We start from the raw sequence: 12,042 nt of genomic DNA, 5'->3' as shown, positions 1-12,042 counted from the left end.
TATGGGAAAGAGTTTAATTGAAATCGCACAACAATTAAAAGATAGCAATAAAAAAGTTCAATTAGTATATGGATTTAACGGAAATGGAAAAACCAGACTATCAAAAGAGTTTAAATTGTTGGTTGCACCTAAAAACGATACAGAGACGGACGAAACGGGGCTAGCCAGCAAAAAAATCATTTACTATAACGCTTTTACGGAAGATTTGTTCTATTGGGACAATGATCTAGCAAATGATATTGATTTAAAACTTAAAATTCATCCCAACTCTTTTACTGAATGGGTGCTTAATGAACAGGGACAAGATCAAAATGTCATTAGTCATTTTCAGAATTATACTGATCGTAGATTAACACCTATTCAATTCGGATTATTCGGAAGTTACATTTTCTTATGAAAGGGGAAATGAAGAATCTTCTCCAAACATTAAGATTTCAAAAGGTGAGGAAAGTAGCTTTGTTTGGAGTGTTTTTTATAGCTTACTTAAACAAGTTATTGATGTATTAAATGTAGCTGAGCCGAGTGAACGAGAAACAGATAAACTTAATCAGTTGGAATATGTGTTTATAGATGATCCTGTAACATCATTAGATGATAACCATCTTATTCAGTTGGCTGTAGACTTGGCTCATTTGATCAAAAAAAATGATTCCGGACTAAAGTTTGTTATTACAACTCATAATCCTATTTTTTATAATGTGCTCTATAATGAAGTTAATAAAAAGACCTGCTACATGCTAGGCCGTCAAGAAGATGGTACTTTCGAATTAGAAGAAAAACAAGGAGACTCAAATAAGAGTTTTTCTTATCACTTGCATTTGAAGAAGACGATAGAGGAAGCTATTGAGAACAATCAAGTGCAAAAATATCATTTCACTCTTTTAAGAAATCTATATGAAAAAACAGCTAGTTTTCTTGGATTTCGAGAATGGTCTGACTTATTACCTGATAACAAACAAACTTATTATAATCGAATTATCCAATTTACCAGTCATTCTACACTGGCGGATTCAAGTGCAGCAGAGCCCTCTCCTCAGGAAAAACAAACAGTTAGGCTATTATTCGATCATTTGATAAATAACTATAGCTTTAGGAAGGAGGCATAAAGATGAGCGAGTACATACCCATTGCTGAATCAAATCACTACATCGTTCTAGATAAATATAACAAGATAGCCGAACAAGGAGTCGGCTATCAAACGGAAGCTAATTTAGAACGAGAACTGATTCAAGATTTGGTGAATCAAGGCTACGAATATCTACCTAATTTCACTTCTCCTGAACAGATGCTTGCGAATGCTCGTGTGCAGATCCAAGACTTGAATAAAATGCAATTTTCAGATGCCGAATGGCTTAGGTTTTGTGAGCAATATTTAGATAAACCGAGTGAAAACCATATCGATAAAACCCGTAAAATTCATGACAATCATATATATGACTTTGTGTTTGATGATGGACATATTCAGAATATCTACCTAGTAGATAAGAACAATATTGCCGGTAACAAGGTACAAGTTATATCCCAATTTGAACAAAAAGGAACGTATGCGAATCGATATGATGTGACCATCTTAGTCAATGGCTTGCCACTAGTACAAGTGGAGCTTAAAAAGCGTGGGGTTGCCATTCGTGAAGCCTTTAATCAGGTTCATCGATATAGCAAAGAGAGTTTTAATTCCGAAAACTCATTGTTTAAGTATGTACAAATCTTTGTGATCTCTAATGGTACAGATAGCCGCTATTTTGCCAATACGACAAAACGGGATAAGAACAGTTTTGACTTTACGATGAATTGGGCCAAAGCGGATAATATCCTCATTAAAGATCTGAAAGATTTCACAGCGACTTTTTTTCAGAAAGATACGTTATTAAATGTACTGCTGAAATATTCCGTATTTGATACAAGCGATAACCTGCTGGTGATGCGACCTTATCAAATCGCCGCAGCAGAAAGAATACTATGGAAGATTAAGAGTACATATCAAGCGAAAAAATGGAGTAGCCCGGAAAGCGGCGGGTATATTTGGCATACAACTGGTTCCGGGAAAACGCTTACTAGTTTTAAAGCAGCTCGCTTGGCTACTGAACTCGATTTTATCGATAAAGTCTTTTTTGTTGTAGACAGAAAAGACCTCGACTTTCAGACGATGAAAGAATATCAGCGATTTTCTCCTGATAGTGTGAATGGTTCCGAGAGTACGGCAGGGTTGAAGCGTAATCTTGAAAAAGTTGACAATAAAATTATTGTGACGACGATTCAAAAGCTAAATAATCTGATGAAGGGCGAAACCGATTTGCCTATCTATCATAAGCAAGTGGTATTTGTATTTGATGAAGCTCATCGTTCGCAATTTGGGGAAGCTCAAAAAAACATCAAGAAAAAATTCAAGAGGTTTTATCAATTTGGATTTACAGGCACGCCTATTTTTCCGAAAAATGCCTTAGGTTCTGAAACGACGGCTTCTGTCTTTGGTAGAGAGTTACACTCGTATGTAATTACCGATGCGATCAGAGATGAGAAGGTATTAAAGTTCAAAGTAGATTATAACGATGTCCGCCCACAGTTTAAAACGATTGAGCAAGAACAGGACGAAAAGAAGCTATCGACTGCAGAAAACAAAGAAGCATTGCTACATCCTGAACGGATTAAAGAAATTTCTCAGTACATTCTTCATAACTTTAAAAATAAAACGCACCGTTTGAATGCAAGTGGTAGAGGATTTAACGCTATGTTTGCTGTGAGCAGTGTTGACGCAGCCAAACTTCACTATGAGTCTCTGAATAATTTGCAACAAGGAAGCGATAAACCGCTTAAGATTGCGACAATTTTCTCCTTTGCTGCGAATGAAGAGCAAACGGCGATAGGTGAAATTCTGGATGAAACGTTCGAACCAACCGCTATGGATAGCAGTGCTAAAGAGTTTTTAAGCGCAGCCATTAAAGATTATAATGCGATGTTCAAAACCAATTATGGCGTAGAAAGTAAGGAGTTTCAAAACTATTATCGTGATCTTGCGAAACGAGTAAAAGACAAAGAGATTGATTTGTTGATTGTAGTCGGCATGTTTTTAACTGGTTTTGATGCCCCCACATTAAATACCTTGTTTGTCGATAAAAATCTTAGGTATCACGGGTTAATGCAAGCTTATTCGAGAACTAACCGTATTTATGATTCCACCAAAACCTTTGGAAACATTGTTACTTTTCGAGATTTAGAACAAGCAACCGTAGACGCCATTACGCTGTTTGGTGATAAAAACACTAAGAATGTAGTTCTTGAAAAAAGTTACAAAGAGTATATGGAAGGGTTCGCTGATGTAGCAACAGGTGAAGCCCGTCGTGGTTATGTTGACGTAGTAAAAGAATTAAAGGAACGTTTTTCAAATATTGATGAGATTGTTACTGAAAGGGATAAGAAAGAATTTGTTAAACTTTTCGGTGAATATTTGCGGATTGAAAATATCCTACAGAACTATGATGAATTTTCAGGTCTGAAAGCTTTGCAAACTATAGATCTGACGGATTCGGATGCGGTTGAGGATTTTAAGTCTACTCACTATGTAACAGATGAAGATATAGCTAGCATGCAAGGGGTTCAAGTATTAGAGGAAAGGACGGTTCAAGATTATCGTTCTACATACAATGATATTCGTGATTGGCTGCGTCGTGAAAAAACGGGAAAAGAAAAGTGGAATTCCGCTATTGATTGGGATGATGTTGTCTTTGAGGTAGATCTACTGAAATCCCAAGAGATCAATCTGGATTACATTCTTGAAATTATTTTTGAACACAACAAAAAGGTGAAGGATAAAGCATCCTTGGTTGAAGAAGTTCGCCGCATAATTCGTTCTAGTGTAGGAAATCGTGCAAAAGAAAGCTTAGTCGTTGATTTTATCAACCAAGCTGATTTAGACAATATCCAAGATAAAGCCAGTATTATTGATGAGTTTTTCTCCTTTGCTCAGACGGAGCAAAAACGTGAAGCAGAAGAACTGATTAGTGCGGAACAACTTAATGAAGAGGCAGCAAAAAGATACATGTTAACCTCATTGAGAAGAGAATATGCCAGTGAAAATGGGACAGAGCTTAATGAAGTTCTTCCTAAAATGAGTCCTCTCAATCCAATGTATTTAACAAAAAAACAGAGTGTTTTTCAGAAAATCTCTGCATTTGTCGATAAGTTTAAGGGTGTAGGCGGGAGGATTTAACAATCTAAAATACCAGTTAATCAAGATTTTTAAAGTCTCATTCTAAAGTAACAAAATTGCATGGGTGGTGGTGTAGAATTATTTCATTCTGCATCATCATCTTTTTATTTACCGCTAAAATGGTATTTGTTAATCACCTCAAGCTCTATTGTTTGTACTCTTTTTAATTCAGTAATGTATGTTAATGAGGATTCTACCAATAATTTTTGCGTATGTTCATATATTGTCCATGTCTCACCTTTCATTTTTTTAGCTATCAAAGTCCCAAATTTCTTATAATCAGAAATAATTATATTGCGAGCCCTTAATCCCAAGGAATCCTCGTTCGGAACATATTGCAGAAGAAACCTAGTTAAACGTGAGACAAAATAATCTAATCTTTTATCTAGTTTCTTCAAAGAATCCCCTTCTTGCATTATGAAATCTACAAATAAAATATGAAAATGTGTTCCGCACTTATAGTAAAGAAATTCAATTGCGTTTTTTTGTATGCATTCATACTTTTCGAAAATATCATCCTCTTTAAGATTATAAAAATGAGAAGAAATACTTAATTGACTATTGGGAAACTTAGGCGTTTCGATTTCCCCAACCATAAACATTTGCCAATATGAATGATATTCTGCATACGGAACATAGTCGAACAGCACGTTGTTATATGTTTCTTTTAATTTGTCATCATCCCCATATAAAACATCAATAAGAAGCTTCTCAAATAAGACTTTAGATAGGTCGCTATTTTCAAAGTCTCCCCATAGTAATTCACGTTTATTTTTATTGAATCCCAACATTTCTGTCAAATGTTCCAATAGCGATTCCGAGATTAAATACGGATTTTTCTTGGGATAGGCTTTCCCGCCTGCAATATTTTTGATAATTGAGAGGTCGTATTTCGCGGATCTTTGTTTTTTTTCTGTATTATGTCCATCATAGTCATCCTTATTTTCATATCCTGCTAATTGGTAATAGGACAAATTCAACTCATCTTTTTTTACATGTACTCTTCTCCCAATCTCAGAGAAAATGTACTTTTTAGTTTCTGTATAAATCATATTACCTCCTAGGATGGTAGAATATATGATGAAATATACACATTTTATCACATATATGCAACCACCCTTAGTTACAATAAAATAAAAATGTCAAAGGAATCGCGAGTCCTGAGATAAATAAAACTATGCAATATGTACTAGTCATATTTGCAAATAAAGGAGAAGATCATGAAAACCAAAAACTCGCAGAACGCATACAATGAAGAAACGGCACGTCATTATATTTCTGACAACAAACCCATCATTAACGTCTCTTCAGATGTCGAAACTCAATATAACTGGATTGATGGAAAACGCACTGACGAAGTCACAGGCTACAAACTTTTCTTCTCTCAAGTGGGTGTAAATCCTTTTGCTGTAAAATTTGAAAAGAAGCCGATACTTCCACCCTTCCTTTTTGAAGTTAAGCTAGATAAACTCGAAGCAATCGAAATCCGCTCAAATGTGTATTTCCGATCAGAGGGGCTACGGGTTATTAAATGAATAAATCAGAACTTGAAGGCTACTTGCTTCAGGCTCTGAACATGGCTCTGCAGATTAACGGAGAGACCTATTACACAAATTCGTTTGATGTTCGAGTGGCGGATGAAGGCATTTTCTTCATCCCCCGTCTCCCTGCAAGCTATGTCGTCGATAACGAACTTTATCAAAAAATCTATCTTATTAGTAACGCAGCTCTGTACCCCGATTTTACGTTATTAAAACAAGCGGGAGCTTATTTTGTCCCATTGAAAACGGATGATATCCATATGAAACGTGCTCTTTTCTTCCCGTGGATATATGGTATTTGTAAGCGATTGGTTATTCGGGATATTGACGAATATGTTACGAAATTACCAGCGAACAAAGTGCCTGTCATGGAAAATTTCGAGTTCAACCTAAATAAGGTTACAAGTATTGCTATCGCAGGAAATTCAGGGTCAGGTAAATCTTATTTCCTCACCTACCTTCTATGCGTATTGAAGAAGAGCTCGAAGCTAGTAATTGTAGACCCCAAATTTGATATGCCAAGTAGATGGGGCAGAGAAAACAATGTCAGAGTGATAGCGCCAAGTGACAACAGAAACAAAAACGATTTTGTTTCAAGTGTGAATGCAGAGCTTAGTCAGTGTTTGGAGCTAATTCATCAGCGGCAACAGGTGCTTTACAATAACCCTCAAGCCGACTTTGAACACTACATGTTGGTCATTGACGAGGTTCTGGCTCTATCAGATGGGACTGCTAAGCCGATTAAAGAGGCGTTCTTTAGTTTACTATCACAAATTGCATTGTTAGGCAGGGCTACAAAAGTCCATTTGCTACTGGTATCACAGAGATTTGATAGTAATGCCATTCCTATTTCTTGCAGAGAACAACTTAATGTACTAATTCAAGTGGGCAATATAAATAGCAAAACGACACAGTTTTTGTTCCCAGACTTGTCACTTGAAGGAATAGTCATACCGCAAGAAATCGGGACGGGATTGATACAGGTTATTGACTCAGAGCATCCGTTTCAAATTGTTCCATTACTAACGCCAACATTTAATGATTTGAAAGGAATAATGTAGATGGGGAAACTAGGTAAATCATACTTCATACGCACGTTTCACATTAACGAATTTCTGTTAATAAGTTCGTTACTGCTACTTTTAGTTCTATTCACATTCAAGATAATAGGCGCTTTTCCGCAAGCCGAAAGACCACTGATTGAATATACAAAATTCTTGTACAAGGTTGTGGATGTAGTTCCCAAACTTTTAGAAGGCATGACTGCGGTAACTTTCCTACTTCTTATTATGTTGGTGCTTACTGAGATTATAACAAGGATATCTAAGGATTCACTAGGAAATTGGTTCAAGTCAATCTGGGTGAGCCACCGTTTAAGAAGGTTTCTAGTCAGGCAAACCGACCATGAAGGAGAAGGTGTTCTCAAGATTCAACAGCATAATAGATCAATACGAAAATCCGTCACTGATATTAGGAATAAAAAAATCACCTATCTCGTTAAATTGCCAAATGACATGCAAGCCCAAAAACTAATCTTAGAATCAAAAGAAATCCTTCGTGAAGAGATATCAAGTCGCTTTCCAGCCTACTCTTTCTCGAATTTTGAGCGGCCCAAACACTGGCTGAGGATTGAAGGAACAAAAATTAGATAAAGAATAGTGGAGCTTTTGCCTGCCTTGGGCAGAAGCAAAGTAGCTCCACTATTCTTGATAGATGGCAGAAAAAGCTATTCCACGGGGTTACTACGACCCCCGTGGAATCAATAATCAATAATCAATAATCGAGGAAAATGAACTATGGAAAAGAAAAAAGAGCAGAGAAGCAATAAATGGGCGTTCATATTCTATCAAGAAAGTGCCCCGGAGAACTATTTGGAAATTTTAGAAGAAATGCATATACCCTTTGTGTTGAGCCCTTGGCACGATAAAGACGTGAATAAAGAGACAGGGGAAATTAAAAAGGCACACAAGCACGGTGCACTATACTTTGAAAAGCTATTCGCAGGTTTCAAGCCTGATTAGCGAAAAGCTTAACGCTCCAGAGCATGTTGAGGTTGTGATGTCTCCAAAAGGAATGTATGAGTATTTCACACACGCTGAAAATCCAGATAAGATACCCTACCAAACAGAAGATATTGAGTGGGGGTGTGGATTTGAACTTGGAAAATTCCTTGTTGAGCATAATACCGGTGAATTTTTGAACAGCATTATTGATGTGATTGTAGAACAAGATTTTAAGGAATTTGAAGAACTTGTAATGTACGCAAGAAATAATGATTATTTGTTGCTTGAGTTAATCATAGATAAAACGTATTTCTTCTCAAGGTTACTAGACTCAAGGCGTTACAGTTCAAATAGACCCATTAAAAAATTTTATAAAGAAATGGGGGATGTCGATGAGTAAAACAATGGTGAACTCAGAAGACTTAAAGCGTGCTGCTTTCTCACCTTACACGGCTTCCAATATCATTAGACAAGCAAAACACTATATGGTACAACAAGGGTATGAGTTTTAAGAGGGACGGCGTATTTCTGTTGTCCCCTTACAGGCAGTGAAATCCGTTATCGGTGATGTTGAGTTGTCCGAAACGGAGGATTAAATTTGCCAAAAACTAGCTACCAAGATATCTATCAAGATGAAAATGGGCAATACTATTATGAGGTAAGCTTAGGTACGGACAAGATCACAGGAAAACGTATCAAACGTAAAGGTCGCAAGTCGCAATCTGGGAAGATATTTGAGTCAGCAAAAGAAGCCTATGCAGAAGCTATCCGTGTAAAAAATGACTTTTTGCAAACCCAAGGATATTCTGATTATGGCATGACCTTAGAACAATTCATGAACAATGTCTACATTCCACATTATAAGACGGAGGTGACGGAAGATTCATTTGAGTCACGGAATCAATCCATCTTTGAAAATTCTGCTCGAACGTTTTGGAAAGAAGCCATTACGGAAGATTACTTTGCACGATATTCAATTTTTTAGAACGTGGCTTCTAGATAAAAATGCGGCAGGATATTCACAGTCATATGCTTCATTGGTCTTTGGAATGTTGAAAAAAATTCTTGAATTTGCCGTTACTCTCAATTACCTTGATAAGAATGTTGCTCAGCTAGTGAAACCAATTCCTAAAGTGAAGACGGATGTTCCTTACTGGACGAAAGACGAAATTGAGAAAGTAATCTCAAAGATTTACACCGCAGATTTTTATGAGCATATGTGTTTTGTGATGTTGTGGGTCTACTATATGACAGGTGTTCGTGTGAACGAAGGAACAGCTCTCTGGTGGAATGATGTTGATTTTGAGAAAAAACAGCTTCGTGTTCATCATATGCTAGTTACTAAGAGTCGCAAGAATTACATTCGGAAGAACCACACGAAAACAGTTGATGGAAAACGGGTGCTGCTTTAGATAATGATACACTTGAAGTGTTACGTGTATGGAAAGAGCGACAAGCACAACACGGAAATATGGACTTCATTTTCTCCTATGATGGCTTACCCATGATTAAATCAACGATTGCCCGAATTATTGCTCGTTATGCGAAGCTTGCAGGTGCTCCAGTAATACAGGCAAAAGGACTACGTCATTCTCATGTGAGCTTTCTCATCAATGAATTAAATGCTTCGGTCTTGGTTGTCTCAAAACGTCTCGGACACAGCTCGCCAGAAATTACGCTAAAACACTATGCACATTTGTGGCGTGGGATTGATGATGCTGTCGCAGAATCAATGGCAGGCATTATCAAAATTAACACTGCAACGAGTAAGCAATTTGCATTCGTCGGTAATCAAGTGGTGAAACAATTGTCGCCAAAACTGTCTCCAAAGTAGTGGAAACACCTTAGAAATATGATAACAACAGGCTATATAAGCCCTACCCGCTCCATTGAGTGGGAATAGGATCGGAGCAACAATAGATTTCAAAAAAAACTCTCTTTTATTTGCGCGATTAGCAAATAAAGGGAGTTTTTTTATTTTCCAAGTTAATAATTGTTATGGAGACACCGTTCGTTTTTCACAAATCCTTCATGAATACGTTTAATTGAAAGGGCTTGCAACCGTCGAAAAGTTATGATAAATTGTACTTGTCTAAAAAATAGACAAGATAAATAAATACATTTTCTACTAAAGGAGCCAATCAAAATGATGACTACTACCAAAGAAACACCTCATATTAAACCAAACGGAGTAGAGATCGCTGAATCGATTCTGTTGCCTGGAGACCCTTTAAGAGCAAAATTTATAGCGGAAACCTTTTTAGAAGATTACCAGTGCTTTAACGAGGTAAGAGGCATGTTAGGATATACCGGGACGTATAAAGGCAAGAAAGTCTCTGTAATGGGTACGGGAATGGGTCCAGCGAGCATGGGGATTTATTCTTGGGAATTAATCAATGTATTTGGAGTTAAGAATTTAATCAGAATTGGTACCTGTGGAGCCATGCAAGAAAACATTGAATTATACGATGTGATTTTCGGTATGGGAGCTGCAACGGACTCCAATTACGGTCATCAATTTAATTTACCTGGACAATATCCGTTGACGGCTTCCTATGAGCTATTGGAGAAAGCGAAGAAAATAGCGGATAATCAAGGACAAAAGGTTCATATTGGTAATATTTTATCCAGTGAAATATTTTATAATGCGGATCGGACAGCTAATAAAAAGTGGCAGGATGTAGGGATTTTGGGCGTTGAAATGGAATCTGTAGCCCTCTATTGGAACGCTATCCAAGCACGTGTAAATGCGCTGTGTATTCTAACAGTGAGTGATCATCTTATTACAGGAGCAAAGACCACTTCGGAGGAACGCCAAACTGCATTTACTAAAATGATGGAGATCGCATTAGAGTTAGCGTAAATGCCCTCTTTGTTTGTAAAAATAATGTAAACGATATTATTCACTTTTTGTTTTTACAGCAGCGTAAACTTAAATAAAGTCGTTTCGGATATATTATTTTTAATTACTAGATAAGGGATGAGAGTAGAATGAAGAAATTTAAACGTGTACATTTGATCGTCATGGATTCAGTAGGCATTGGAGAAGGAAAAGATGCGGATCAATTTAACGATGTGGGTTCCCATACCCTACTACATATTGCAGAACATATGAACGGATTAAATCTGCCGAACCTAGCCAAATTAGGTCTATCTAATATTGAAGAAATTTTGGGAGTTCCGAAAGCTGAGAAACCACTTGCTTATTATACTAAACTACAGGAAAAATCAGTCGGGAAAGATACAATGACAGGTCATTGGGAAATCATGGGTTTAAATATTGATCAACCCTTTAATGTATATCCAAATGGATTTCCGGACGAATTAATTAAACAGATTGAGGACATCACTGGCCGAAAAGTAGTAGCGAATAAGCCTGCAAGTGGAACGGCTATTCTTGATGAATATGGCGAACATCAAATGAAAACAGGGGATCTGATCGTCTATACTTCTGCTGACCCGGTTCTCCAAATTGCAGCTCATGAAGAAATCATTCCTTTAGAAGAGTTATATGATATTTGCGAAAAGGTTCGGGAAATTACTAAAGACCCTGCCTATTTAATTGGTCGTATCATCGCTAGACCTTATCTAGGCGAACCTGGGAAATTTACGAGAACCTCTAATCGTCATGACTATGCCTTAAAGCCATTTCATAAAACCGTTATGAATAGCTTGCAAGACGGAGGTTATGATGTCATCGCCATTGGTAAAATCAATGATATTTTCGATGGTGAAGGCGTTACAGAATCCATTCGTACAAAAGACAATATGGATGGTATGGATAAACTGCTTGATGTAATTAAGAAAGACTTCACTGGAATGAGCTTTTTGAATTTAGTTGATTTCGATGCTTTATACGGTCATCGTCGTGATCCGGAAGGCTACGGAAGAGCATTAGAGGCATTCGATAAACGATTAGATGAGGTATTCGATTCCATCCGAGAAGATGATTTGTTAATCATTACGGCTGACCATGGAAATGACCCAACCTTCCCTGGTACAGACCATACTCGTGAGTTTATTCCTGTCCTAGTGTATTCCAAGCAATTAAAGGACAATAGCGCATTACCTGAGCATGATACCTTTGCTGATATCGGTGCGACTATAGCAGATAACTTTGATGTTGATATGCCAGACAACGGTGAGTCTTTCTTGCCATTTCTTAAATAATTGATATCACGTAAAAACCTCCAAAGTTTCTTTTTGGAGGTTTTTACGTTGTGATTGAAGCAGAGAATGACATTCCTTGTCGCTTGAAAAACGATGTGTCATAATGGGGAGAAAAGGACAT

The 12,042-nt window shown here is 37.1% G+C and carries 14 protein-coding genes and 1 pseudogene; 14 read left to right on the top strand and 1 reads right to left on the bottom strand.

Annotated elements, in window-relative coordinates; translation table 11 throughout:
• Position 1: 1 nt before the first annotated feature.
• Genes CA600_RS31555 through CA600_RS13800 form a run of 3 tightly spaced genes read left to right on the top strand, consistent with a single transcriptional unit; the run spans position 2 to position 4,207 of the window.
• Positions 2–397 carry a hypothetical protein gene (locus tag CA600_RS31555; protein WP_218832777.1) on the top strand — a complete coding sequence of 132 codons (396 nt, stop codon included), beginning with the start codon at positions 2–4 and terminating at the stop codon, positions 395–397.
• A gap of 28 nt (positions 398–425) precedes the next feature.
• Entirely contained in the window at positions 426–1,106 is a 681-nt protein-coding gene (locus tag CA600_RS31550) for a hypothetical protein (RefSeq protein ID WP_373455883.1), read from the top strand.
• Between the two features lie 2 nt (positions 1,107–1,108).
• On the top strand, positions 1,109–4,207 hold the full coding sequence (locus CA600_RS13800; protein WP_094870696.1) for a type I restriction endonuclease subunit R: 3,099 nt from the start codon (positions 1,109–1,111) through the stop codon (positions 4,205–4,207).
• A gap of 104 nt (positions 4,208–4,311) precedes the next feature.
• On the opposite strand, the gene CA600_RS13795 is transcribed toward CA600_RS13800, so the two are convergent.
• Complete coding sequence (locus tag CA600_RS13795; protein WP_094870695.1) at positions 4,312–5,259, bottom strand: hypothetical protein; 948 nt, start codon at positions 5,257–5,259, stop codon at positions 4,312–4,314.
• 168 nt (positions 5,260–5,427) lie between these two features.
• Here CA600_RS13795 and CA600_RS13790 point away from each other — a divergent pair, with 168 nt between their 5' ends.
• From CA600_RS13790 to deoB, 11 genes and pseudogenes are all read left to right on the top strand, one after another.
• Positions 5,428–5,742 (top strand): hypothetical protein, encoded by a 315-nt coding sequence (locus CA600_RS13790; RefSeq protein ID WP_094870694.1) that lies wholly within the window; start codon positions 5,428–5,430, stop codon positions 5,740–5,742.
• Positions 5,739–6,809 carry a helicase HerA domain-containing protein gene (locus CA600_RS13785; protein ID WP_094870693.1) on the top strand — a complete coding sequence of 357 codons (1,071 nt, stop codon included), beginning with the start codon at positions 5,739–5,741 and terminating at the stop codon, positions 6,807–6,809. The genes CA600_RS13790 and CA600_RS13785 overlap by 4 nt, the downstream gene beginning before the upstream one ends.
• Positions 6,810–7,400 (top strand): hypothetical protein, encoded by a 591-nt coding sequence (locus CA600_RS13780; protein ID WP_094870692.1) that lies wholly within the window; start codon positions 6,810–6,812, stop codon positions 7,398–7,400. It abuts the gene before it with no gap.
• Positions 7,401–7,544: 144 nt separating this feature from the next.
• Positions 7,545–7,848: pseudogene (locus tag CA600_RS32100) on the top strand (Rep family protein); the annotation flags it as partial.
• Positions 7,822–8,151, top strand: a complete 330-nt coding sequence (locus tag CA600_RS13775) for a Rep family protein (protein ID WP_373455882.1) — start codon at positions 7,822–7,824, stop codon at positions 8,149–8,151. The pseudogene CA600_RS32100 and the gene CA600_RS13775, both read left to right, overlap by 27 nt.
• A complete protein-coding gene (locus CA600_RS31545; protein WP_256989845.1) occupies positions 8,144–8,263 on the top strand; it encodes a DUF3173 domain-containing protein in 120 nt (39 codons plus the stop codon). The genes CA600_RS13775 and CA600_RS31545 overlap by 8 nt, the downstream gene beginning before the upstream one ends.
• A gap of 86 nt (positions 8,264–8,349) precedes the next feature.
• Complete coding sequence (locus CA600_RS31820) at positions 8,350–8,736, top strand: hypothetical protein (RefSeq protein WP_256989844.1); 387 nt, start codon at positions 8,350–8,352, stop codon at positions 8,734–8,736.
• Positions 8,714–9,163, top strand: coding sequence for a tyrosine-type recombinase/integrase (locus CA600_RS31815; protein ID WP_256989843.1), 450 nt, complete (start codon positions 8,714–8,716; stop codon positions 9,161–9,163). Before CA600_RS31820 ends, CA600_RS31815 begins: the two co-directional genes overlap by 23 nt.
• A 17-nt stretch (positions 9,164–9,180) precedes the next feature.
• The gene (locus CA600_RS31810) at positions 9,181–9,585 is read left to right on the top strand and encodes a tyrosine-type recombinase/integrase (protein WP_256989842.1); all 405 of its coding nucleotides are present in this window, start codon (positions 9,181–9,183) and stop codon (positions 9,583–9,585) included.
• 312 nt (positions 9,586–9,897) lie between these two features.
• Positions 9,898–10,614 carry a purine-nucleoside phosphorylase gene (gene deoD / locus CA600_RS13760; protein ID WP_256989841.1) on the top strand — a complete coding sequence of 239 codons (717 nt, stop codon included), beginning with the start codon at positions 9,898–9,900 and terminating at the stop codon, positions 10,612–10,614.
• A gap of 128 nt (positions 10,615–10,742) precedes the next feature.
• Positions 10,743–11,921: a phosphopentomutase gene (gene deoB / locus CA600_RS13755; protein ID WP_094870691.1), complete on the top strand. Its 1,179-nt coding sequence runs from the start codon at positions 10,743–10,745 to the stop codon at positions 11,919–11,921.
• Positions 11,922–12,042 lie beyond the last annotated feature (121 nt).

The sequence above is a fragment of the Paenibacillus sp. VTT E-133280 genome (assembly GCF_002264385.1).
Taxonomy (GTDB): domain Bacteria; phylum Bacillota; class Bacilli; order Paenibacillales; family Paenibacillaceae; genus Paenibacillus_AQ; species Paenibacillus_AQ nitricinens.
The sequence above is the reverse complement of the archived record's forward strand: the minus strand, read 5'-3'. Positions and strand labels throughout refer to the sequence as shown.

What these genes read in the sequence shown, in the direction of transcription:
- CA600_RS13795 (WP_094870695.1), bottom strand. Translation starts at nt 5,259, where the DNA reads ATGATTTATACAGAAACTAAAAAGTACATTTTCTCTGAGATTGGGAGA.
- CA600_RS13800 (WP_094870696.1), top strand. Translation starts at nt 1,109, where the DNA reads ATGAGCGAGTACATACCCATTGCTGAATCAAATCACTACATCGTTCTA.
- CA600_RS13775 (WP_373455882.1), top strand. Translation starts at nt 7,822, where the DNA reads ATGTATGAGTATTTCACACACGCTGAAAATCCAGATAAGATACCCTAC.
- CA600_RS13790 (WP_094870694.1), top strand. Translation starts at nt 5,428, where the DNA reads ATGAAAACCAAAAACTCGCAGAACGCATACAATGAAGAAACGGCACGT.
- deoB (WP_094870691.1), top strand. Translation starts at nt 10,743, where the DNA reads ATGAAGAAATTTAAACGTGTACATTTGATCGTCATGGATTCAGTAGGC.
- CA600_RS31555 (WP_218832777.1), top strand. Translation starts at nt 2, where the DNA reads ATGGGAAAGAGTTTAATTGAAATCGCACAACAATTAAAAGATAGCAAT.
- deoD (WP_256989841.1), top strand. Translation starts at nt 9,898, where the DNA reads ATGATGACTACTACCAAAGAAACACCTCATATTAAACCAAACGGAGTA.
- CA600_RS13785 (WP_094870693.1), top strand. Translation starts at nt 5,739, where the DNA reads ATGAATAAATCAGAACTTGAAGGCTACTTGCTTCAGGCTCTGAACATG.
- CA600_RS13780 (WP_094870692.1), top strand. Translation starts at nt 6,810, where the DNA reads ATGGGGAAACTAGGTAAATCATACTTCATACGCACGTTTCACATTAAC.
- CA600_RS31545 (WP_256989845.1), top strand. Translation starts at nt 8,144, where the DNA reads ATGAGTAAAACAATGGTGAACTCAGAAGACTTAAAGCGTGCTGCTTTC.